This window comes from Streptomyces sp. NPDC002730, assembly GCF_042888805.1.
GTDB lineage: Bacteria > Actinomycetota > Actinomycetes > Streptomycetales > Streptomycetaceae > Streptomyces.
Window position 1 is genome coordinate 887,075 of the sequence record NZ_JBIAQG010000001.1, and the last position, 22,682, is coordinate 909,756.

Genomic DNA, 22,682 nt, shown 5'->3' on the forward strand with positions numbered 1-22,682 from the left:
CGCCGTTGTGGCTTGATGTGCGGGGCTTGATTTGCTGCCTACCCAACAGCCAAGGGCCGTCGCGCCCCTCCCGGGAAACGCAACGGCCCTCAGTCGGCCCGACCGTCAGTGACTCACCCCTGCCGTCGCCGGCGGCAGTTCCACCTGGACGCCCGCGTCGCCCGCGTCCGCCGTGTAGTCCGACGGACTGGTCTCGTCGACGCCTTCCGGGGCCTTGAGCGCCCGCAGGACGAACGTCAGGACCACCGTCACCACCACGTTCAGGATGAACGCCGTGAGGCCGATGTAGCCGATCTCGCCGAGGCCGGGGATCTCCGCCGACGAGCCGCCGAAGTGCTTCTGTGTCGGGCTCGCGACTCCGTACGCCGCCGACGTGCCGTAGATCATGCCGACCGCCCAGCCCGCCAGCAGCGCCCAGCGGTGGAACCAGCGCGTGAACAGGCCGCCGACCAGAGCCGGGAAGGTCTGGAGGATCCAGATGCCGCCAAGGAGCTGGAAGTTGATCGCCACTGTCTTGTCCATCGTCAGAACGAAGACCAGCGCGCCCACCTTCACCAGCAGCGAGACCAGCTTGGAGACCTTCGTCTCCTGAGCGGGCGTCGCGTCCGGCTTGATGAAGTCCTTGTAGATGTTCCGGGTGAACAGGTTCGCCGCCGCGATCGACATGATCGCCGCCGGCACCAGCGCGCCGATGCCGATCGCCGCGAAGGCCACACCCGCGAACCAGTCCGGGAACATTGTCTCGAACAGCTGAGGGATCGCCAGCTGACCGTTCTGCACCTTGATACCGGCCGCGATCGCCATGAACCCGAGCAGCGCCAGCAGACCCAGCATCAGCGAGTACAGCGGCAGGATCGTGGTGTTGCGGCGGATCACATCACGGCTGCGCGAGGACAGCGTCGCCGTGATCGAGTGCGGATACATGAAGAGCGCGAGCGCCGAGCCCAGCGCCAGCGTCGCGTAACCCCACTGGCCCGCCTCGCCCGGCGCCAGCGCGCCCCGTGGCTTCTCCGTCACCGGGTTGATCTGCGCGAACGCGTCGCCCGCCTTCGCGAAGATGTCGTCGAAGCCGCCGAGCTTGATCGGGATGTAGATGATCGCCACAGCGATGACGATGTAGATCAGCGCATCCTTGACGAACGCGATCAGCGCCGGCGCCCGCAGACCGGACGAGTATGTGTACGCCGCCAGCACACCGAAGGCGATCAGCAGCGGCAGGTCCTTGACGAACCAGTTGGTCGTCTCGCCACCGCCGACGCCCATCACATCGAGTACCGCCTGGATGCCGACCAGTTGGAGCGCGATGTACGGCATCGTCGCCAGGATGCCGGTGACGGCGACCGCCAGCGAGAGACCCTTCGAGCCCCAGCGCCCGCGCACGAAGTCCGAGGTGGTGACGTATCCGTGCTTGTGCGACACCGACCACAGCCGCGGCAGGAAGGTGAAGATCAGCGGGTAGACGAGGATCGTGTACGGCACGGCGAAGAAGCCCGCCGCGCCCGCCGCGTAGATCGCCGCCGGGACGGCGACGAAGGTGTAAGCCGTGTACAGGTCACCGCCGAGCAGGAACCAGGTGACCCAGGTGCCGAACGAACGGCCGCCCAGGCCCCATTCGTCGAGGCTGTCGCTCTCGGCCTTGCGCCAGCGCGCGGCCAGGAAGCCCATGACCGTGACGGCCAGGAAGAAGAAGATGAAGACGCCGAGTGCGACGCCGTTCACGCCGTCCTTCACTTCGACGCACCCCCCTTGCGGGCGCGCTGGTCGCGCTGCCACAGCTGGTAAGCGATCATGGTGAGTGCGGTCGAGATGACCACCCAGAGCATCTGGTACCAGTAGAAGAACGGGATCCCGATGAAGGCCGGTTCGGTCTTCGCATACGAACTGACCCAGAGCATCGACACAAACGGCGCGAAGAGGCAGAGGGCGACGATCACGCGCACCGGCGTGATGACCGGTGGTTTCGCTTCAGGAACTTCAGGCACTTCCGGCGCTTCTGGCGCCTCAGGCTCTGCTGACATACGGCGACTCCGTCCCCTCGCTGATCACCTGTACCTGTAATGCGCAGGAAATGTAGGCGAGGCTTTCGAACCGAGTCACCCCCCGTCCGCATATCGGTACGGCAACGACTTCGCGTCGCGCCCGGGCACGGTGGCCGCAAACATGACATAGCGCCGCAACGGCAGTTGCGGCGCTGTGCCGATGAACCTCGGCGGGGCAGGGTGTGCGGGTCGGACCGCGGTTCAGAGACCGGTTCAGGGAGCGGTTCAGGGTGCGGGGCGCTGAAGCCTCGCCACGAACTTGTACCGGTCGCCCCGGTACACCGAGCGCACCCACTCCACGGGCTCGCCCTGCGCGTCGAGCGAGTGGCGCGACAGCATCAGCATCGGCAGGCCCACGTCCGTACCGAGCAGCCCCGCCTCGCGCGGCGTGGCCAGCGAGGTCTCGATGGTCTCCTCGGCCTCGGCCAGATGGACGTCGTACACCTCCGCCAGCGCGGTGTAGAGCGAGGTGTACTTCACCAGGCTGCGCCGCAGCGCCGGGAAGCGCTTGGCCGACAGATGCGTCGTCTCGATCGCCATCGGTTCGCCGCTCGCCAGCCGCAGCCGCTCGATCCGCAGCACCCGTCCGCCGGCCGAGATGTCCAGCAGTCCGGCCAGCGTGTCGTCGGCCGTGACATACCCGATGTCCAGCAGTTGCGAGGTGGGCTCGAGGCCCTGGGCCCGCATGTCCTCGGTGTACGAGGTGAGCTGCAGGGCCTGCGAGACCTTGGGCTTGGCCACGAACGTGCCCTTGCCCTGGATGCGCTCGAGGCGGCCCTCGACGACCAGTTCCTGGAGCGCCTGGCGCACCGTCGTACGCGAGGTGTCGAACTCCGCGGCGAGCGTGCGCTCCGGCGGCACGGGCGTGCCGGGCGGCATGGTCTCCGTCATGTCCAGCAAGTGCCGCTTCAGCCGGTAGTACTTGGGCACGCGCGCGGTACGGGTCTGTGCCCCGCCCTCGGTCTCGGTGCCGCCCCCGTCCGTGGCCATGGCCCGCCTTCCCGACTCTTGTGCTGCTGCCGTCACCGGCTCCTCCGTCTGTTGCGGCTCACATGGTGGCACGGTCCGGTCACGGGTCGTCGACCTCCCTCAGGTGTCGGTCCGATAACGGAGGTGACAGCCCTTCTTATACACCCTTGACACCCCTAAAGGTCTAGGCCAAGCTCCCGAGTACTGGTCTAAACCATTAAAGACCAGGTCCCAGCCCCACGAGCAGTACTCGTCGTATGTCTTCGCGGTGGGCAGGGGGGTTGCAGGCATCCCTGAGGAGGGTGGCGTGAAGCGCAAGCTCATCGCGGCGGTAGGCGTCGCGGGCATGATGATCGGCCTTGCGGCCTGTGGTGATTCGGACAAGGGCGGGGACAAGGCCGGCGGCGGCGACGCCAAGGAGCTGACCGTCTGGCTGACGGTGGACGCCCAGAACAACTGGCCCGATCTCGTGAAGGCCGCCGACGACGCGATCGTCAAGAAGCACCCGGGCATCAAGATCAAGCACGAGTACTACGGCTGGCCGGACAAGAACGCCAAGCTCGACGCCGTACTCGCCACGGACAAGGCTCCGGACGTGGTCGAGATGGGCAACACCGAGATGCTCGGCTACATGACCAAGGGCGCGTTCGCCGAGGTCGACCCGAAGAAGTTCGAGCAGTCGGACGCGTGGCTGGACGGCCTCAAGGAGTCCGTCACGTACGACGGCAAGACCTACGGTGTCCCGTACTACGCCGGTGGGCGTGTCGGCACCTGGCGCAAGGACATCGCCGCCGAGGCCGGCGTGAAGGCCGCCCCGAAGACGTACGCGGAGCTCACCGCCGCCCTGGACAAGATCCAGGAGAAGAAGGGCGACAAGTTCAGCGCCTGGTACCAGCCTTCGCCGGACTGGTACGCCGCGATGTCCTTCGTGTACGACGCCGGCGGCTCCATCGCCAAGAAGGACGGCGACACCTGGAAGGCCAACCTGTCCTCGCCCGAGTCCCTCAAGGGCCTCAATGAGTACAAGTCGATCCTCGACAAGTACATGCACGGCGACAAGACGAAGGACGAGTCCGACCGTCCGGTCGTCTTCGGCCAGGGCAAGTCCGCGACCATCTTCAGCGCGGCCTGGGAGGGCGGCACGGCCGCCGACCCGAAGAACGACAAGGTCGGCAAACTCGCCGACAAGCTCGAGAACTTCGTGATGCCCGGCCCGAACGGCAAGGCCCTTCCCGTCTTCCTCGGCGGCTCCGACCTGGCCGTCCCGGTCAAGTCCAAGGCGCAGGACGTCGCGGCCGAGTGGATCAACGCCTTCACCGGCGCCCAGGGCCAGAAGGGTCTGCTCGCCAAGGGCAACCTGCCCAACAACAAGACCGACCTGGCGACCCTGAAGAACGATCCGAAGACGGTGGTCCCGGCCACCGCCGCCGAGTCCAACTGGTTCGTCCCGATGGCACCGGGCTGGGGTCAGGTCGAGAAGGCCCAGACCCTCAAGACCATGTTGCAGCAGATCGGCACCGGCAAGAAGTCGGTGGCGGACGCCGCGAAGGCCGCGGACGCCGCGATCGACAAGGTCATCAACACCAAGTGACCTATGGGCAGGGCCCCGTCACCGCGACGGGGCCCTGCCGCTCGTACCGGGAGAGGGACCGCTGAGGAGCACGGGATGAGTGCCGCAGAGACAACCACCGCCACGGTGCCGCCGACGCGGCAATCGCCACCACCGGGGACCGGCGCAGCCACCCCGGCAAAGCCCGGCAGAAAGCCGACAGCAGACGGGGCAGGAGTGCCCTGGTTGCTGCTCGCACCCTGCCTGCTCATCCTTCTGCTCGTCCTCGGCTATCCGCTGGTACGGCTGGTCACCCTCTCCTTCCAGAAGTTCGGCCAGCCCCAGCTGTGGGGCTTCAAGGACCCGGAGTCGGTCGGCTTCGACAACTTCTCCAAGATCCTCGGGGACAGCGAGTTCTGGACCGTCGTCATACGGACCGCGGTCTTCGCCTTCAGCGCCGTGGTGCTGACCATGGTCATCGGCATGCTGGTCGCGCTGTTGCTGCAACGGGTCTCAGGCTGGGTGAAGACCCTGATCAACATCGCGCTCGTGGCGAGCTGGGGCATGCCCATCATCGTCGCCACCGCGATCTTCAAGTGGCTCTTCGACGCCGACTACGGCGTGCTCAACTGGCTGCTCTCCAGGCTGCCCGGAGTCGACATGATCGGCCACAACTGGTTCGCCAGCGGCCCCCAGGGCCTCGCCGTGATCATCCTGCTGGTGGTCTGGGGCGCCGTGCCCTTCGTCGTGATCACACTCAGCGCCGGCCTCACCCAGGTGCCCAAGGAGCTCGAAGAGGCCGCCCGTCTCGACGGCGCCGGCGCCTGGGGAGTCTTCCGCTTCGTCACCCTGCCAATCCTCAAGCCCATCATCGTGATGCTGACGACGCTCTCGGTGATCTGGGACATGGGTGTCTTCCCGCAGGTCTTCGTGATGCGCAACGGCCATCCCGAGGCGGAGTTCCAGCTGCTCACCACGTACTCGTACGACAAGGCCTTCGTCGTCAACGATTACGGCACCGGCTCGGCGATCGCGCTTGTCACCGTGATCCTGCTGCTCGGTGTGGTCGCGGTCTATATGCGCCAGATGCTCAAGATCGGAGAGGTGGAGTGACTTCGACCGCCGCGGCTCCCGCCGCCACCCGCCGTCCCAGGAAGAGCCGGCTCGGCTGGAATCTGCTCGGCCTCCTTGTCTTCGTCACCGCGGGGTTCCCGGTCTACTGGATGCTGAACACGGCGTTCAAGCCGGCCAAGGACGCCATCGACCCCGACCCGCACTTCTTCCCCAACGTCTTCACGACGGAGAACTTCCGGCGGGCCCTGGACATCGCCGACTTCTGGGGACCGGTCGGACGCAGCCTGACCGTCTCGCTCGTCGTGGTTGTCATCGGCATCGCGGTCGGCATGCTCGCCGCGCTCGCGATATCCCGGTTCGCCTTCCGCGGCCGCAAGATCGTGATCGTCGGCATCCTCGCGGTCCAGATGATCCCGCTGGTCGCCATGATCATCCCGGTCTTCCTGCTGCTGAACGACCTCGGTCAGTACGACAAGCTCACGGGCTTGATCATCACGTATCTGACCTTCATCCTCCCCTTCACGGTGTGGACGCTGCGCGGATTCATCGTCAACATCCCCAAGGAGCTGGAGGAGGCGGCGATGGTCGACGGCTGCACCCGCACCGGCGCCTTCATCCGCGTGGTCTTCCCGCTGCTCGCCCCGGGCATGGTCGCTACCTCGGTCTACGGCTTCATCCAGGCATGGAACGAGTATCTGTACGCACTGATGCTGATGAGCCAGCAGAACCAGACCGCCACCGTGTGGCTGGGCAACTTCACCACCAAGAACGGCACCGAGTACGCCCCGATGATGGCGGGCGCCACGATGATGGCCATCCCCATCGTGATCCTCTTCCTCCTCGTCCAGCGCAAGATGGCCGCGGGTCTGACGGCCGGCGCAGTGAAGGGATGACGCCGTCCACATGACAACTCTCGTACGCAGTACAGACACCCTGACCCGCGACGCGCTCGCCGTCCTCCAGCCGGGTTTCGTCGGCACCACCGCACCGGACTGGCTGCTGCGCCGGATCGGCGAAGGCCTCTCGGCCGTCGGCCTGTTCGGCCGCAATATCGTCTCGCCCGGTCAGCTGGCCGCGCTCACCGACCAGTTGCGGGCCGAGCGGGACGACGTACTCGTCGCGATCGACGAGGAGGGCGGAGACGTCACCCGGCTCGAGGTGCGCACCGGCTCCTCCTTCCCCGGCAACTACGCGCTGGGCACGGTGGACGACACGGACCTCACCCGGGCCGTCGCCCGAGAGCTCGGCCGCCGGCTCGCGGAGTGCGGCGTCGACCTCAACTGGGCGCCGTCCGCGGACATCAACTCCAATCCGGACAACCCGGTCATCGGCGTACGGTCCTTCGGTGCCGACACCGCGCTCGCCTCCCGCCACACCGTCGCGTACGTCGAAGGCCTCCAGTCCTCCGGAGTCGCCGCCTGCACCAAGCACTTCCCCGGACACGGCGACACCAATGTGGACTCGCACCACGCGCTGCCCCGGATAGACGTGGATCTCGACACGCTGCACGCCCGTGAGCTGGTGCCTTTCCGCGCCGCGATCGCGGCGGGTTCCAAAGCGGTGATGAGCGCGCATATCCTGCTTCCCGCGCTCGACCCGAACCGCCCGGCGACGCTGAGCCCGCAGATCCTCACCGGTCTGCTGCGCGAAGAGCTGGGCTACCAGGGCCTGATCGTCACCGACGGCATGGAGATGCAAGCCATTTCGGCGGCGTACGGCATCGAGCGCGGCTCCGTCCTCGCGATCGCCGCGGGCGCCGACGCGATCTGTGTCGGCGGCGGCCTGGCCGACGAGGAGACCGTACTGCGGCTGCGCGACGCGCTGGTCGCGGCGGTACGGGACGGCGAACTGCCCGAGGAGCGGCTGGTCGACGCGGCGGCGCGGGTACGCGCCCTCGCCGACTGGACGCGCCGGGCCAGGGGGGCTGCAGCGGAGCCGGGCGTGGCTTCACAGGAGGGGACCGCGCCCGGCACCGACATCGGCCTTGTCGCGGCGCGCCGGGCTGTGCGGGTGACGGCGGGGGAGGTGCCGTACGAACCGCTGACGTGCCCTCCGTACGTAGCCGCTTTCACACCGGTCGCGAACATCGCCGTGGGGGACGAGACTCCGTGGGGAGTGGCGGCGGAGCTGGCCGCGATACTGCCGGGCACGACGACCGACACATTTGGCAGCGCTGCTGACGGTACGACCGATACATCCTCTTTGATCAGAAATGTGCTGAGTCTTGCGGGGGACCGTAGGATCGTCGCTGTAGTACGCGACGTCCACCGCCACCCCTGGATGGCCGACGCTCTGGACGCCCTGATCGAGGCCCGTCCCGACACGGTCGTGGTCGAGATGGGTGTGGACCGGGCGGAGCCGAGGGGGGTCCTGCACATCGCGACCCATGGCGCCGCCCGCGTCTGCGGACGGGCCGCCGCGGAGGTCATCACCGGCAAGGGCGCCGGGGTCTGACCGACGCGGGCCGTGCTGTACCGGGAGACTCTTCCGTCCCCGGCACAAGGAATGCCACATGGAGGCAGCCAGCATGTCCGCCACGAGTTCGGCCGAACAGAGCGAGCGTCCGGGCCGGATCATGTCCGGCGAGATGGCGGAACAGCCGACGGTGCTGCGGCGCATCCTCGAGGAGGGCGCGCCGAAGATCCGCGAGGTGGCGGCGGCGATCGCGGCGCGCGGCCCGCGCTTCGTGCTGCTGACCGCGCGCGGCACGTCCGACAACGCCGCGCTGTACGCGAAGTACCTGCTCGAGATCCAGCTGGGTCTGCCGTGCGGGCTGACCTCCATGTCGACGACGACGGCGTACGGAGCACGGCCCGATCTGACCGACGTCCTGGTCATCACGGTCAGTCAGTCCGGCGGCTCACCGGACCTGGTGGCGTCGACGAAGGCGGCGCGGGAGGCGGGCGCGATCACGCTGGCGGTGACCAACAACGCGGATTCCCCGCTGGCGGCGGTCTCCGAATTCCACATCGACATCCTGGCCGGCCCGGAGAATGCGCTCCCGGCGACGAAGACGTACACCGCGTCGCTGCTCGCGCTCTATCTGTTCGTGGAGGGTCTGCGCGGCGGCGACGGCGCGGCGGCGAAGATCCTCCCGGAGCTCGCCGCGCAGATCCTGTCCCGCCAGGACGAGGTGCGGCAGCTGGCCTCCCGCTACCGCTTCGCCGAGCGGATGGTGATCACGTCGCGGGGTTACGGCTACCCCACGGCGAAGGAGGCCGCGCTGAAGCTGATGGAGACGAGCTACATCCCGGCCCTCGCGTACTCCGGCGCGGATCTGCTGCACGGCCCGCTGGCCATGGTCGACAACATCTCCCCGGTCATCGCGGTGGTCACCGACGGCAAGGGCGGCGAGGCCCTCCAGCCGGTCCTCGACCGCCTCCGCGGCCGCGGCGCGGACCTTGTGGTGATCGGCCCCAAGCCCCAGGTCGACGCGGCCTCGGCGGGCTTTGTCCTCCCGGTGGACGGCGTCCCGGAGGATCTCCAGCCGATCCTGGAGATCCTGCCGCTGCAGCTGCTGGCGTACGAGGTGACGATCGCGCGCGGCCAGGACCCGGACGCGCCGCGCGCTCTGGCGAAGGTGACGGAGACGCACTGAACGGTGGACGGGACGCACTGAAAGGTGACGACACCCGCTGAAGGGGCTGAAGGGGGCACCCGCGGGCCGCGGCGCCGTGACGGGACCCTCAACCCGTACGGCACCGCAGCCCGGAGCTGCTCCGGCCGGCAGGTGTGCGGTCCCGCTCGGCCGTGTGAGAGGTATCGACGCAGTCAGGGCAGAGAGCGCCGGGTACCTCGTTCCACTCTCCTGTGCGGGGAGGGTGGAGGCTTTACTCAAACATTGTGGACTAGACCATTCTCCGCTGTCCATCCATCTGCAGAGCTTAGTTCCGGTCCATCCTCCGGCACGGCCGGACGGCTCAACCGGTTCACCCCGAAGGTACGCTCGCAGATGTGCCCTCCATGAACGACCTCGTACGCCAGCACACAGCCCTCAGTGAATCCGACCTCGAGTGGCTCCATCTGCTGGTCTCGGAGTGGCAGCTGCTCTCCGACCTCTCCTTCGCCGACCTCGTCCTCTGGGTCCCCACCCTCGACGGCACCCGCTATGTCTCGGTGGCCCAGATGCGGCCCAACACGGGCCCCACCTCCTACCAGGACGACATGGTCGGCCATCTCGTCCCCCGCGGCCGCCGGCCGCTGCTCGACGCCGCGCTCGACGAGGGGCGGATCGTGCGCGAGGGCGACCCGGAGTGGCGCGAGGAGGTGCCGGTGCGGGTCGAGTCCATCCCCGTACGCCGCGAGGGCCGAGTCCTCGGCGTCATCGCCCGCAATACGAACCTGCTGACCGTACGGACCCCTTCCCGGCTGGAGCTCACCTACCTCCAGTCCGCCTCCGACCTTGCCCAGATGATCGCCGCAGGATCGTTTCCCTTCCCCGGGCAGCAGGTCGACATGGATGCGTCGCCGCGCGTCGGCGACGGGCTGATCAGGCTCGACGCCGATGGCGTTGTCCAGTACGCGAGCCCCAACGGCCTCTCCGCGTACCACCGCCTCGGCCTCGCCTCCGACCTCGTCGGACATCACCTCGGCCAGACCACCGCCGAACTCGCCCCGTCCCGCGGTCCGGTCGACGAGGCCCTGGTCAAACTTGCCAGCGGCTACGCGCCGCGCGAGACCGAGGTCGAGGGCAATGGCGGCGTCATCCAGCTGCGCGCCATCCCGCTCAAGCCCAAGGGCGTCCGGATCGGCTCTCTCGTACTTCTCCGCGACGTCACCGAACTCCGGCGCCGTGAGCGCGAGTTGATAACCAAGGACGCCACCATCCGGGAGATCCACCACCGGGTGAAGAACAACCTCCAGACGGTCGCCGCCCTGCTCCGTCTCCAGGCCCGCCGGATGGATTCCGAAGGTGGCCGGGAGGCGCTCAACGAGGCGGTACGGCGCGTCGGTTCGATCGCGATCGTCCATGAGACGCTTTCCCAGAATCTGGACGAGCGCGTCGAGTTCGACGAAATCGCGGACCGGGTGATCGCGATGGTCGCCGAGATCTCGCCGGGCAAGGTCGACTGCCGCCGTACGGGACGGTTCGGGATCCTCGACGCGGAAGTCGCCACACCGCTCTCCATGGTCCTGACCGAGGTGCTGCAGAACGCCCTGGAGCACGCCTTCGCGCAGGGGGAGCGCGGCTCGGTCGAGGTCGCGGCCGTGCGGACCGATCAGCGCGCGGAGACCAGCCGGCTGCTGATCACCGTCCAGGACGACGGCCGCGGTCTGCCCGAGGGCTTCGATCCGCAGCGCGCCGGCAATCTGGGTCTGCAGATCGTACGGACCCTGGTGGAAGGGGAGTTGGGCGGAACCTTCGACATGGTCCCGGTCCCGGCGCCCGGTCGTGGCACCCGCGTCGTCCTCGACATCCCTGTCCAGGGCGAGAAGTAGAGAAGCAGAAGTAGGCGAGAAGCGGAAGTAAGAGAGCCGGAACAGCAATGAGCCCCGGACCGTGTGGAACGGTCCGGGGCTCGAAGCTCACGTTGCTATGCGCATCGGGGGTACTGCGCGCTGCGGCTCGAAGGCGGTGAATGCGTACTCTCTGTACGCGGCGCCGGGCTCAGGCTCGTAGCAGGGGCGGGCGTCAGGCGCTGGCGTTACGCGCCCGGTTGCGAGCGGCGCGACGCTTCATCGCACGACGCTCGTCCTCGCTGAGGCCACCCCAGACGCCGGAGTCCTGGCCGGACTCGAGCGCCCACTGCAGGCACTGCTCCATGACGGGGCAGCGACGGCAGACGGCCTTGGCTTCCTCGATCTGCAGCAGCGCAGGACCAGTGTTGCCGATGGGGAAGAAGAGCTCGGGGTCTTCCTCGCGGCAAACGGCGTTGTGACGCCAGTCCATGGCTGCTACCTCTCCTTGGTATTACATTCAGGTTGCTTGTGAATGTGAACGCTTTCACGAATCCCCCCACGAGGGAAGGGCCGACTGCCAGTTACCCGGCGTGGTCCTGGGTTCTAAGGAGGGGTTCTGGCGGTCTGTGGGGCCGATGTTGCGGGCCGTCCCGATCGCCATGTAGAGATTCGCAAACCTCGGCGGCGGATACAACCCCTTCCGGAAACTTTTTTTTGATTCCTCGGTGTCGACTAGGTCACAGCCGTACTTCTATGGGGTGGAGCCCAGCCCATACGTTCGAGATAAAGGACTTTCGGTCCTTCCGCTCACACAATCACACGCAGTGCACGGCGTACGCCTGTGAACGTCACGCTCGTGCGGAGCCCCAGATGGTCACCGTCCATCTGGAACGGCAGCGGAACCTTTGAATTCAAGGTGAAGTCCGTCAGGTCATGGAGAGTGACGGCGTGCTTGCCGCGCGGTCCGCGCTCGGGGGTCGAGGTGAGCAGCTGGGTGGCGTACCGGGCCACGGCGGGGGCCGACAGCTTGGACAGTGCGACGACGTCCAGGGCGGTGTCGAACGAGGCCGCCGGGGAGGCGTACACCGGGCGATTGCCCAGGTAGGTCCAGGGGGCGGTGTTGCAGACTATGGACAGCACAAGATCGGTGACCGGGTCCTTGCCGGGGCGGTCGAGGGTGATCGGGCCGTGCCGGCGATGGGGCTCGTCCAGATACTGCCGTACCACTTGGCGCATATAGAGGGCGTGCGTGGAGCGCTTGCCGCGCTCCCGCTGCTGTTCGACCCGGCCGATGACGCTCGCGTCGAAACCGAGTCCGGCGCAGAAGGTGAACCAGCGGGCCGGGGCCGACTCGTCCTCCGTGCCCGGGGTGCCGGCCGCGCGACCGAGGCCGACCGTCCGCTCGGTCCGGTCGCGGAGCGCGTCAAGGATCGCGCCGGTCGCCTCCACGGCGTCGTTCGGGAGCCCGAGGGCCCGGGCGAAGACATTCGTCGAGCCGCCGGGGACGACGGCGAGGCGGGGGAGGCGGTCGGGGTCGGGACCGTTGTGGAGCAGACCGTTGACGACCTCGTTCACGGTGCCGTCGCCGCCGAGGGCGACGACCAGCTCTGTGTCGTCGGAATCTGCGGCCTGGCGGCCGAGGTCGCGGGCGTGTCCCCGGTACTCCGTCGTGACGACTTCCAGCTTCATCTCGCTGGCGAGGGCGTGGATGAGTACGTCACGGGTGCGAGCACTGGTGGTGGTTGCTGCCGGATTGACCACAAGAAGTGCGCGCATGCGCAGCAGCGTACCCAGTGGTGGGTACCGGGCCCAGACCCGGGCTTCCTACGCGGGCTACCCTGCAGAGGTGAGCGATGACCAGACCCCCCGACCTGCCCGTCTGACCGCCGCGGCCGCGGTATCCGGTCTGGAGGGCCTGGCACTGGCCGCGGGCGGCGTCTACATGCTCGTGCTGGGGCTGCTCGGCCGGCCTGACAGCCCCTCGCAGGCGGAGATGGGCGGAGTGACATTGATCGCACTCGGCGCGATCCCGCTGATCGCGGCGAGGGGGCTTCTGCTGCGGCGCAGCTGGAGCCGCGGCCCGGCGATCATCACGCACCTGATGGCGCTGATCCCGTCGTGGACGCTGCTGCGTTCGTCGGCCGGGCTGATCCCGCTCGGCATCGTGCTGGCGATGGTCGCTTTGACCGGCCTGGTGCTGCTGGTCAACCCGACGACGACGGAGGCGCTGGGCATCCGGGGCGGCGCGGCGCGGGACGCGTAGCGGGTGCGGGGTCTTTCCCACCCGCCCGCCCTTGATGTTGTGAGGGGGCACGGTCCCCCGCGCGCCCGCGAGGCGGCGTCGGCTTCGCGGCGCTGGTTGTTGTTCGGGACGGGGCCACGCCCTGTGGGAATCGTCGGCTTCGCGGCGCGCGCCGGAGCGTGGGCGGTCCTGGGCCGGACCGGGCGTTTCGGGGCGGGAGCGCCGTGCTTCGCGGCGTGGATGCTCGGCCGCCGGGGCGTTGGTCAGGACCGGGCGCTTCGGTGCGCGCCCCGCGCCGACCGCGGCCCCGGCCGTCCCTACTCCTCCACCAGCAGCTTCTCGCGCAGCTGGGCCAGGGTGCGGGCCAGCAGGCGGGAGACGTGCATCTGGGAGATGCCCACCTCCTGCGCGATCTGCGACTGCGTCATGTTGCCGAAGAACCTCAGCAGCAGGATCCGCTTCTCGCGCGGTGGCAGGTCCTCGAGCAGCGGCTTCAGTGACTCGCGGTATTCGACGCCCTCAAGGGCCTCGTCCTCCGCGCCCAGCGTGTCCGCCACCGCCGGGGACTCGTCGTCCGTGTCGGGGACGTCCAGGGACAGCGTGGAGTACGCGTTCGCGGACTCCAGGCCCTCCAGGACCTCCTCCTCCGAGATGCCCAGGCGTTCCGCCAGCTCGTGCACCGTCGGGGAGCGGCCGTGCTGCTGGGAGAGCTCCGCCGTCGCCGTGGTCAGGGCGAGCCGCAGCTCCTGGAGGCGGCGCGGTACCCGTACCGCCCAGCCTTTGTCGCGGAAGTGGCGCTTGATCTCGCCGACGACCGTGGGCGTCGCATACGTCGAGAACTCGACGCCCCGCTCCGGATCGAACCGGTCCACCGACTTGATCAGACCGATCGTCGCGACCTGCGTCAGATCGTCCAGCGGCTCGCCGCGATTGCGGAAGCGGCGCGCCAGGTGCTCGACGAGCGGCAGGTGCATCCGCACCAGCTGGTTGCGCAGCTCTGCCCGCTCCGGCGAGCCGTCGGGCAGCTTGCGCAGCTCGATGAACATCGCCCGCGCACCACTGCGGTCATGTGGATCGTGCTGCTTCTCGTGCACGTGCTCGCTCATACGGTCCGCCCGCTCTGCCTGCGCCTGCTCCGCCGCGGCCGTCTGGCCGTCAAGTCCGTCCTCCGGGTGCGGCCGCGCCTCCTGCTCCGGGATGTCAGTCGGCGCGCTCAGCATCCGGGGTCCGCGCTCCTCGTCCTGCACCGGACCGCCCCCGTCCCTCACGCCGGCCCGGGTCCCGCGCCGCGCTGTTTGTACAGGCTGATGGAGACCGTACGGTCCTCCGCGACCGTGGAGTCGACCTTGCCCGCCAGTGCCGACAGCACCGTCCAGGCAAAGGTGTCACGCTCCGGCGCGCGACCGTCGGTCGTCGGCGCCGAGACCGTGACCTCGAGCGAGTCGTCGACGAGCCGGAACACGCAGCTGAGAACGGAGCCGGGCACAGCCTGCTGCAGCAGAATCGCGCACGCCTCGTCAACCGCGATCCGCAGATCCTCGATCTCGTCGAGGGTGAAGTCCAAGCGTGCTGCGAGGCCGGCCGTGGCCGTACGCAGCACGGACAGGTAGGCACCCGCAGCGGGCAGCCGGACTTCCACGAAGTCCTGGGTCCCGGGCTCGCCTGCGATCTGGGACACCCTCACCTCCAAGGTGGCACAAGCTCTTTCGGGGCTACGGGAGGGGAGATCCCGAAGCCGTCGCTACGCATTTGTACGTAGCCGGTACTGGCCCGGCGACGCTATCGCGATCCATGGTGCCCTGTCGCCGGGACCCCCAGTCGATGACTGTCACTCATGGTAAGCATATGAGTACACACAGTGGCTAGAGGTCTGCGGCGCCCAATTGCGAGGACCCAGCGGAGGGTTGACGTACCCACGCGTCAGACGATCGAACCGTCGACGAAGCACCAGCGCCAGACGGCTCCCGGCTCGAAGCTCCGCATCACCGCGTGCCCGGTCTCCTGGAAATGCGCTCCGGCGTGCTGGTGGGGCGAGGAATCGCAGCAGCCCACGTGGCCGCAGACCAGGCAGAGCCGCAGCTGTACGGGGTGGCTGCCGATCGCCAGACACTCCGGGCACGTCTCGCTCAGCGGAGCAGGTTCGGGGTGCGGCAGTTTTCGTACATGCGGGCACTCGCTCATGATTGCCAGACTACGACGCGGCCCTCGGGCGTCGTACGGACGTGAGGAGGGCGAAAATGGACGCACTGCCGCTGGTGGCGCTGATAGCGGCCAGCGCCGCGATCGCCGGGGCGGCCCGCCGGACTCCGGTGCCGGCACCGCTGCTGCTGGTGACGGCGGGGCTGATCGCCGCGTACGTGCCCGGGGTGCCCGACTACACGCTCAACCCGAACATCGTCCTGCCGCTGGTGCTGCCGCCGCTGCTGCACAAGGCGGCGGTCGACAGTTCGTACCTCGACCTCCGGGCGAATCTGCGGCCCGTCGCGCTGCTCTCGGTTGGCTATGTCCTCTTTGCGACCGTCGCGGTCGGATACCTCGCCTTTCTGCTGGTGCCGGACCTGCCACTGACCGCGGCGCTGGTGCTCGGCGCGGTGATCGCGCCGCCGGACGCGGTCGCCGCGACCGCGATCGCCCGCCGGCTGGGCCTGCCGAGCCGGATCACCACGATTCTGCAGGGCGAGTCCCTGGTGAACGACGCGACCGCGATCACCGCGTTCAAGGTGGCGCTGGCCGCGGCGGTCGGCGAGGGCGCGAGCTGGGCCGGCGGCATCGAGGAGTTCGTGCTGGCTTCGGTCGGCGGAGTCGTCGTCGGCCTGGTGCTGATGGTGCCGATCCACTGGCTGCGTACGCATCTCAAGGAAGCGCTGCTGCAGAACACGCTCTCGCTGCTCATCCCGTTCGTCGCGTACGCGGCGGCCGAGCAGGTCGGGGCGTCGGGAGTGCTCGCCGTGGTCGTCGTCGCGCTCTATCTCGGGCACCGCTCCTGGCAGGTCGACTTCGCGACCCGGCTGCAGGAGGAGGCGGTCTGGAAGATGGTCGCGTTCATCCTCGAGTCCTCGGTCTTCGCGCTGATCGGGCTGCAACTGCCGTACGTACTCAAGGGGCTCGGCGGGTACGGCGTCGGCGAATCGCTCTGGTACGCCTTCGGGGTCTTCGTCGCCGTGGTCGTGGTGCGGTTCGTCTGGGTCTTCCCGGCGACATTCCTGCCGCGCTGCCTGTCGAAACGGATCAGGGAGCGCGAGCCGGACACCAACTGGACCGCGCCGGTGGTGGTGGGCTGGGCCGGGATGCGAGGCGTCGTCTCGCTGGCGATCGCCTTCTCCATCCCGCTGACGACGGCGGACGGCGAGCCCTTCCCGGCGCGGAACCTGGTCCTCTTCCTGACCTTCACGACGGTGATCTCGACGCTGGTGGTGCAGGGGCTCACGCTGCCGGCGCTGATCCGGGCGCTGAAGCTGCCCGGCCGCGACCGGTACGCCGAGACGCTGGCCGAGGCGCAGGCCCAGAGCGAGGCCTCGCAGGCGGCGGAGGTGCGGCTGAACGAGCTGCTGGAGGACGAGCAGAACGCGCTGCCGCCGCCGCTGGCCGACCGGCTGCGGACCGTGATGGAGCGGCGGCGGAACTCGGTCTGGGAGCGGCTCGGGACGGTGAGCGAGGTGACCGGCGAGTCGGCGGACGACACCTATCGGCGGCTCGCGCGGGAGATGATCGACGCCGAGCGCGAGGTCTTCGTACAGCTGCGGGACCAGCGGCGGATCGATGACGAGATGATGCGTACGCTGCTGCGCCGGCTGGATCTGGAGGAGGCGGCGGCCTACCGCGAGGAATCGTCCTGACCGGTGATGACGGCGGCGACGGTGGTGCCGGGCGGGAAGGCGCCCTCTGCGGCGAGCGCGGTGAGGCCGTACAGCATCTTGGCGACGTAGACGCGCTCGACGGGCAGCCCGTGGCGGGCCTCGAAGTCCGCGGCGAAGGCGTCCAGCCCGGGGGTGGTACGGGCGTATCCGCCGAAGTGGAAGCGCTCGTCGAGGGACCAGTTCCCGGCGGGGCCGCCGAACGCCTCCCGTTGGAGGGCGCGTATGGAGTCACCGAGGAAGCCGCCCCTGAGGACGGGGAACCCGATGGCGCGCCTGCCCGGCCCGAGGCCGGCGGCGAGTCCGGCGAGGGTCCCGCCGGTCCCGCAGGCGACGGCGATGACGTCCGCGACGTCGCGGAGCTCGTGGCCGAGGGCGGTGCAGCCCTGGGCGGCGAGGGCGTTGCTGCCGCCTTCCGGGACGACGTAGATGTCCCCGGCCCCGCCCCGTCCCGAACCGGCGGCCCCTCCTCCTGCGCAATGCCGCTCCATGGACTCGGCCGCAGCCGTCAGGATGCGCTCCCGCACCTCCGGGGCGTCCTTCCCGCGGTATGCCGCGCGGTCCACGAAATGCAGGTGCATACCGTCCGCCGCGCACCGGGACAGCGAGGGGTTCAAGGGGCGCGAGGCCAGTTCGTCGCCGCGGACTATGCCGATCGTCGCGAAGCCCAGCAGCCGGCCTGCGGCCGCCGTCGCACGCAGGTGGTTGGAGTACGCGCCGCCGAACGTCAGGAGCGGCCGGCCGGCCGCCGCGTGCAGGTTCGGGGCGAGTTTGCGCCACTTGTTGCCCGGGAGCTCCGGGTGGATCAGGTCCTCGCGCTTGAGCAGCAGACGTACGCCGTGTCGGGCGAAGCGCTCGTCCTCGACCGGCTGCAGCGGCGACGGCAGCCGCGGCCGCAGCGCGGCGGTGAGGTCGAACGCTTCCCGGGTCACCTGCCCATTGTCACTTCAGACGCTCGTCGATGCGTGCGCGCATCGAGTTCATCGTGAAGCCCCGCGGGTCGACCTTCCCCGGCTGCCATTCCAGGTGGCCGATCACCGACCGCGCGGTCCAGCCGTGGTGCCGGCAGACCGCCGCCGCGGCCTTCTCGATCGCCTCCAGCTGGACCGCCGGCCATGGGTCCTCGCCGTCGCCGAGGTTCTCGCACTCGAAGCCGTAAAAATGGCGGTTTCCATCGGTGTTCGCCTCGTTGTCCGGCGGGAGCGCTCTCTCCGCGATGACCGCGCGCAGCACGTCGTCGTCGCCCAGACCCGCATGGTTGGCGCGCCCGTAGCCGACGAGATGGACTCTGCCGTCCTTGGTGATGACGCCGTGACAGAGCGGACCCGGCAGGCTCGCGTAACCGTCCCGGCAGATACGGACGGTGCTCGCGGAACCCTTGGTGACGGTGTGATGGATCATCACGCCGTGGACCGGGCCCCAGGGGCCCTTGTGGTTGCGGTTGTGCGTACGCCATTCGCCGACTTCGACGACCGTCAGCCCCTCGTCGCGCAGGGCGTCGAGGAAGCTGTTCGCGGACATGGGTGGTGACATGGCCGTCTCCTTGTGGGGGTGAGGGGATCGGAGCGGAATGTTCCGGGCGGAATGCTCCGTATCGTGCTTGTACCCGAACTCCGGTGGAAGGACCATCCGTTCACACGGTGAGCGAGCCGATCCGGACAGTGCCCCGGGCCCACCCGATCCAGTCCCACTCATTTGTGTAATGGCGCCGGAACTCGCTGTGCTGGAAGGCTTCTCTTCGCAGGTCAGACCCCATGATCGAGAGGGAGTCCTATGTCGGTTGGTTCGGTTGGTCCGGTCGGCGACGAGATCCGCGGGCAGCAGACGGCGCAGCAGCAGAGTCTCGGTACGGCAGCCGCGCGGAACCTTGCGACCACCACCAAATCGGCCCCGCAGATGCAGGAGATCACCTCACGGTGGCTGCTGCGCATGCTGCCGTGGGTGCAAGTACAGGGCGGTACCTACCGGGTGAACCGCCGCCTGAGCTATTCGGTCGGCGACGGACGCGTGACGTTCGTGCAGACCGGCGACCGGGTGGCGGTCATCCCCGCCGAGCTCGGCGAACTGCCCGCACTGCGGGAGTTCGGCGACGAGGCGGTGCTCGCCGAGCTGGCGAACCGCTGTGAGCAACGGGAGTTCGCGCCCGGCGAGGTGCTGGCCGCATCCGGCTCGGAAGCGGGCCGCGTCTTCCTCCTGGCACACGGCCGGGTGGAGCAGCTCGGCACCGGCCCGTACGGCGACGAGGCGGTGCTCGGCGTCCTCGCCGACGGTGCGTACTTCGGCGACCGGACGCTCACGGACCGGGAAGCCGTCTGGGAGTACACCGCACGCGCGGCGACCGCATGCACCGTCCTCGTCCTGACCAGGGACGATGTGCTGAACCTCGCGGAGCGTGAGGAGTCGCTGCGTACGCATCTGGCCGGGCTCTCCGAACTGCCGCAGCAGCGGACCAACAAGTACGGCGAGGCGGAGATCGATCTGTCCGCCGGCCATATCGGCGAAGCCGTCGTACCGCACACCTACGTCGACTACGAAGCGGCGCCGCGCGAGTACGAACTGAGCGTCGCCCAGACCGTACTGAAGGTCCACAGCCGCGTCGCCGACCTCTACAACCAGCCGATGAACCAGACCGAGCAGCAACTGCGGCTCACCGTCGAGGCGCTGCGGGAGCGCCAGGAGCACGAGCTCGTCAACAACCGGGAGTTCGGCCTGCTGAACAACTGCGACTACGGTCAGCGGCTGCAGCCGCACGACGGTGTGCCGAGCCCCGACGACATGGACGAACTGCTGTCGCGGCGGCGCGGGTCGAAGCTGTTCCTCGCCCATCCGCGGGCCGTCGCCGCCTTCGGCCGCGAGTGCAACAAGCGCGGGCTGGTCCCCGAGACTGTGGAGGTCGCCGGGCACCATATGCCGGCTTGGCGCGGCGTGCCGATCTTCCCTTGCAACAAGATCCCGGTGAGCGACGCCCGTACGACGTCGATCATCTGTATGCGTACGGGCGAGGCCGATCAGGGCGTCATCGGACTGCAGCAGAGCGGCATCCCGGACGAGATCGAGCCGAGCCTGTCCGCGCGCTTCATGGGCATCGACGAGCAGGCGATCATCTCCTACCTGGTCACGGCCTACTACTCGGCGGCGGTGCTCGTGCCGGACGCGCTCGGCGTCCTGGAGAACGTCGAGGTCAGCCGCTGGCGGTGAACCGACGCGGCCGGGGGCCCGGTGCCATGCGGCGCCCCCGGCCCGACAGCTCGGCCCAACACCTGGAAAGGACCGCTGAGTTGACCATGCAGGACACCGTCGAGGGCAGCGAGGCCGTCGCGCTTCTCGGACGCACCAGAAGCACCGTCGATCCGCAACTGCGCGCGACCGTCGAGTCGTTGCCGGCATCCATACGCCCCGTCGCGATGTACCACTTCGGCTGGGAGCACGCCGACGGCACGCCGGCCGCGGGAGCGGCGGGCAAGGCCATCAGGCCCGCGCTCGTACTGGCCGCCGCCCGGGCGCTGGGCGGAGACTCGCAGTCAGCCGTGCGGGCGGCTGCCGCTGTGGAGCTGGCGCACAATTTCACGCTCCTCCACGACGACGTCATCGACGAGGACACCACCCGTAGGCACCGCCCCACCGCCTGGACGGTCTTCGGCACCCCGGCCGCCATCATCGCGGGCGACGCGCTGCTCGCCCTCGCGCTGCAGCTGCTCGCCGAGGACCGACACCCCGCGTCGGCCGCCGCGTCGAAGCGGCTCGCGGCCTGTCTCGTCGAGCTGTGCGCCGGACAGCAGGCGGACTGCGCCTTCGAGGAGCGTGCGCCGCACGAGGTCTCTCTGGAGGAGTGCCTCGGCATGGCGACGGCCAAGACCGGGGCGCTGCTCGGCTGTGCGTGCGCGCTCGGCGCGCTGTACGCGGGCGCGGGTGAGGAGGAGGTGGCTGCGATGGACGCTTTCGGGCGAGAGGCGGGGCTCGCCTTCCAGCTCATCGACGATCTGGTCGGGATCTGGGGAGACCCCGACCAGACGGGCAAACCGGCAGGCGCCGATCTGGCGGCCCACAAGAAGTCCCTGCCGGTGGTCGCGGCGCTGGCATCGGGCACCCCGGCGGGCGCCGAGCTGGCGCAGCTCTACCGCGGCCCCATGGACGCCTCGGCAGTGCGCCGCGCCGCCGAGGCGGTCGACCGTGCGGGCGGCCGCGACTGGGCGCAGCTGCAGGCGGCCGACCGGATGGCGCGTGCCGTCCATGAGCTCTCGCGCGCGGTGCCGGACCTGTCGGCGGCGGGCGATCTGCTGTCCCTGGCCGAATTCGTCACTCGCCGCACACGCTGAGGCCCATATGGCGCGAGCTGTACCGGAGTTGAGGCATCCATTTCCCGCTCCGGTAAATACCTTGTGCTACCACTACAAGTGGAGCACTATGGATGGAGTGGTTGCGGCCCGGGAAACCCCACGCCTTGCGGCCACTCCCATCACCCCATGACAAAGAGGACCGGCTTGCGCAAGCTCAGCTACTTCATCGCCGCGTCGATCGACGGCTTCATCGGAGCCCCGGACGGCAAGGCGGACTTCTTCATGCCGTTCGTGGCCGGGGACTTCCTCGAGTACCTCAGGGCGGAATGCCCGGACACCCTGCCGACCATGGCGCGCCAGGCATTCGGTGTGGACGACGCGCCGAACAGCGAGTTCGACGTGATCATCCAGGGCCGGGCCAGCTATGACCTCGCCCTGGACATCAAGGTCACCAGCCCGTACGCACATCTGCGGGAGTACGTGGCGTCCCGGAGCATCAAGGAGTCGCCCGACCCGCATGTGGAGATCGTCTCCGGCGATGTGGTGGCCAAGATCCGGGAGCTCAAGCAGGAGGGCGGGCTCGGCATCTACCTCTGCGGCGGTGCGAACCTGGCGGGACAGCTGATGGGCGAGGTCGACGAGCTCGTCATCAAGACCTACCCGGTGATCCTCGGCGCGGGCATGCCCATGTTCGCCGCAGAGTTCGGCATCGGTGAATTCGCGCTCGACTCCGTGCGCGCCTTCGACAATGGCGTGATCGTCAGGAAGTACCGCAGGAAGCTGTGACCGCAGGGCTGTCCGGTCTGCCCATACCGCCATATCCTGGAGGTATGGGCAGCGAAGGGCGCCGGATCGTCCGCAGCCCGCAGGCTGGGGAGAGGGTGTGCCCCGCCTGCGGACAGCCTGTCGGCACGGCCATCAGACGACACAAGACGCTAGGTGCGTTCGTCCCCGTGTGGGGCCCCGGCCCCTGCCGTAATCCGGATTGCGCCGAGCACGCCGAGGAAGTGGTCGAGAAGCTGTACAGGTGGCCGAACAGGAAGGCGGCCCATCGGTCGGCCGAGAAGCCGGCCGAGAAGCCGGCCGAGAAGCCGGTGGAGAAGCCGGTGGAGAAGCCGGTGGAGAACTCGGCCGAGAAGGCGAACGAGAACGTGGCCGGGAAGCCGGCCGACCGGGCGGCTGAGGCCGACGCGGGGCCCGGCAAGGAGCCCGGCGCCGGGGCCGGGACCACCTGAGGCATCCCTGCTGTTCGGCGGAAGCAGTCGTACCGCTACAGTC

The 22,682-nt window shown here is 68.8% G+C and carries 22 protein-coding genes; 12 read left to right on the forward strand and 10 right to left on the reverse strand.

Going from position 1 to position 22,682, the window contains the following annotated elements; all coding sequences use genetic code 11:
* Window positions 1–105: 105 nt before the first annotated feature.
* From mctP to ACFYXH_RS04355, 3 genes are all read right to left on the reverse strand, one after another.
* On the reverse strand, window positions 106–1,731 hold the full coding sequence (gene mctP / locus ACFYXH_RS04345; protein WP_389560438.1) for a monocarboxylate uptake permease MctP: 1,626 nt from the start codon (window positions 1,729–1,731) through the stop codon (window positions 106–108).
* Entirely contained in the window at window positions 1,728–2,018 is a 291-nt protein-coding gene (locus ACFYXH_RS04350; protein WP_389560440.1) for a DUF3311 domain-containing protein, read from the reverse strand. Before ACFYXH_RS04350 ends, mctP begins: the two co-directional genes overlap by 4 nt.
* 246 nt (window positions 2,019–2,264) lie before the next feature.
* Window positions 2,265–3,029: a GntR family transcriptional regulator gene (locus tag ACFYXH_RS04355; protein WP_327325982.1), complete on the reverse strand. Its 765-nt coding sequence runs from the start codon at window positions 3,027–3,029 to the stop codon at window positions 2,265–2,267.
* A gap of 286 nt (window positions 3,030–3,315) precedes the next feature.
* Between ACFYXH_RS04355 and ACFYXH_RS04360 the strand changes: the two genes are divergently transcribed.
* The 6 genes from ACFYXH_RS04360 to ACFYXH_RS04385 all read left to right on the forward strand — a co-directional run bounded on the left by ACFYXH_RS04360 (window position 3,316) and on the right by ACFYXH_RS04385 (window position 11,070).
* Entirely contained in the window at window positions 3,316–4,599 is a 1,284-nt protein-coding gene (locus tag ACFYXH_RS04360; RefSeq protein WP_385305237.1) for an extracellular solute-binding protein, read from the forward strand.
* A 75-nt stretch (window positions 4,600–4,674) separates the two neighbouring features.
* Entirely contained in the window at window positions 4,675–5,670 is a 996-nt protein-coding gene (locus tag ACFYXH_RS04365; protein ID WP_389560442.1) for a carbohydrate ABC transporter permease, read from the forward strand.
* On the forward strand, window positions 5,667–6,524 hold the full coding sequence (locus tag ACFYXH_RS04370; RefSeq protein WP_327325985.1) for a carbohydrate ABC transporter permease: 858 nt from the start codon (window positions 5,667–5,669) through the stop codon (window positions 6,522–6,524). Before ACFYXH_RS04365 ends, ACFYXH_RS04370 begins: the two co-directional genes overlap by 4 nt.
* A 10-nt stretch (window positions 6,525–6,534) precedes the next feature.
* A complete protein-coding gene (locus tag ACFYXH_RS04375) occupies window positions 6,535–8,085 on the forward strand; it encodes a glycoside hydrolase family 3 protein (RefSeq protein WP_389560443.1) in 1,551 nt (516 codons plus the stop codon).
* Window positions 8,086–8,158: 73 nt separating this feature from the next.
* Window positions 8,159–9,229: an SIS domain-containing protein gene (locus tag ACFYXH_RS04380; RefSeq protein WP_389560660.1), complete on the forward strand. Its 1,071-nt coding sequence runs from the start codon at window positions 8,159–8,161 to the stop codon at window positions 9,227–9,229.
* A 365-nt stretch (window positions 9,230–9,594) separates the two neighbouring features.
* Window positions 9,595–11,070, forward strand: a complete 1,476-nt coding sequence (locus ACFYXH_RS04385; protein ID WP_389560662.1) for a sensor histidine kinase — start codon at window positions 9,595–9,597, stop codon at window positions 11,068–11,070.
* 193 nt (window positions 11,071–11,263) lie between these two features.
* Here ACFYXH_RS04385 and ACFYXH_RS04390 read toward each other — a convergent pair whose 3' ends face one another.
* Both ACFYXH_RS04390 and ACFYXH_RS04395 read right to left on the reverse strand, forming a co-directional pair.
* Complete coding sequence (locus ACFYXH_RS04390) at window positions 11,264–11,521, reverse strand: WhiB family transcriptional regulator (RefSeq protein WP_003953983.1); 258 nt, start codon at window positions 11,519–11,521, stop codon at window positions 11,264–11,266.
* A 317-nt stretch (window positions 11,522–11,838) separates the two neighbouring features.
* Complete coding sequence (locus ACFYXH_RS04395; RefSeq protein ID WP_389560445.1) at window positions 11,839–12,807, reverse strand: diacylglycerol/lipid kinase family protein; 969 nt, start codon at window positions 12,805–12,807, stop codon at window positions 11,839–11,841.
* Between the two features lie 70 nt (window positions 12,808–12,877).
* On the opposite strand from ACFYXH_RS04395, the gene ACFYXH_RS04400 reads away from it, so the two are divergent.
* Complete coding sequence (locus tag ACFYXH_RS04400; protein ID WP_362686835.1) at window positions 12,878–13,294, forward strand: hypothetical protein; 417 nt, start codon at window positions 12,878–12,880, stop codon at window positions 13,292–13,294.
* 296 nt (window positions 13,295–13,590) lie between these two features.
* On the opposite strand, the gene ACFYXH_RS04405 is transcribed toward ACFYXH_RS04400, so the two are convergent.
* The 3 genes from ACFYXH_RS04405 to ACFYXH_RS04415 form a co-directional block, all read right to left on the reverse strand.
* A complete protein-coding gene (locus ACFYXH_RS04405; protein ID WP_327325990.1) occupies window positions 13,591–14,493 on the reverse strand; it encodes an RNA polymerase sigma factor SigF in 903 nt (300 codons plus the stop codon).
* 44 nt (window positions 14,494–14,537) lie between these two features.
* A complete protein-coding gene (locus ACFYXH_RS04410; RefSeq protein WP_307661212.1) occupies window positions 14,538–14,951 on the reverse strand; it encodes an anti-sigma regulatory factor in 414 nt (137 codons plus the stop codon).
* Between the two features lie 242 nt (window positions 14,952–15,193).
* Window positions 15,194–15,454 carry a UBP-type zinc finger domain-containing protein gene (locus tag ACFYXH_RS04415; RefSeq protein ID WP_389560447.1) on the reverse strand — a complete coding sequence of 87 codons (261 nt, stop codon included), beginning with the start codon at window positions 15,452–15,454 and terminating at the stop codon, window positions 15,194–15,196.
* 56 nt (window positions 15,455–15,510) lie between these two features.
* On the opposite strand from ACFYXH_RS04415, the gene ACFYXH_RS04420 reads away from it, so the two are divergent.
* Window positions 15,511–17,109 carry a Na+/H+ antiporter gene (locus tag ACFYXH_RS04420; RefSeq protein ID WP_389560448.1) on the forward strand — a complete coding sequence of 533 codons (1,599 nt, stop codon included), beginning with the start codon at window positions 15,511–15,513 and terminating at the stop codon, window positions 17,107–17,109.
* Here the strand turns inward: ACFYXH_RS04420 and ACFYXH_RS04425 are convergent.
* Complete coding sequence (locus ACFYXH_RS04425; protein ID WP_389560450.1) at window positions 17,088–18,059, reverse strand: 1-aminocyclopropane-1-carboxylate deaminase/D-cysteine desulfhydrase; 972 nt, start codon at window positions 18,057–18,059, stop codon at window positions 17,088–17,090. The genes ACFYXH_RS04420 and ACFYXH_RS04425 overlap by 22 nt on opposite strands.
* A gap of 10 nt (window positions 18,060–18,069) precedes the next feature.
* Window positions 18,070–18,660 (reverse strand): N-acetylmuramoyl-L-alanine amidase, encoded by a 591-nt coding sequence (locus ACFYXH_RS04430; RefSeq protein WP_389560452.1) that lies wholly within the window; start codon window positions 18,658–18,660, stop codon window positions 18,070–18,072.
* A 240-nt stretch (window positions 18,661–18,900) separates the two neighbouring features.
* On the opposite strand from ACFYXH_RS04430, the gene ACFYXH_RS04435 reads away from it, so the two are divergent.
* The 4 genes from ACFYXH_RS04435 to ACFYXH_RS04450 all read left to right on the forward strand — a co-directional run bounded on the left by ACFYXH_RS04435 (window position 18,901) and on the right by ACFYXH_RS04450 (window position 22,639).
* Complete coding sequence (locus ACFYXH_RS04435) at window positions 18,901–20,325, forward strand: family 2B encapsulin nanocompartment shell protein (RefSeq protein WP_389560454.1); 1,425 nt, start codon at window positions 18,901–18,903, stop codon at window positions 20,323–20,325.
* Window positions 20,326–20,411: 86 nt separating this feature from the next.
* Window positions 20,412–21,443: a family 2 encapsulin nanocompartment cargo protein polyprenyl transferase gene (locus tag ACFYXH_RS04440; RefSeq protein ID WP_389560664.1), complete on the forward strand. Its 1,032-nt coding sequence runs from the start codon at window positions 20,412–20,414 to the stop codon at window positions 21,441–21,443.
* Window positions 21,444–21,608: 165 nt separating this feature from the next.
* Window positions 21,609–22,190 (forward strand): dihydrofolate reductase family protein, encoded by a 582-nt coding sequence (locus ACFYXH_RS04445; protein WP_389560666.1) that lies wholly within the window; start codon window positions 21,609–21,611, stop codon window positions 22,188–22,190.
* Window positions 22,191–22,234: 44 nt separating this feature from the next.
* Window positions 22,235–22,639, forward strand: coding sequence for a hypothetical protein (locus tag ACFYXH_RS04450; RefSeq protein WP_389560455.1), 405 nt, complete (start codon window positions 22,235–22,237; stop codon window positions 22,637–22,639).
* The last annotated feature ends 43 nt before the right edge of the window (window positions 22,640–22,682 follow it).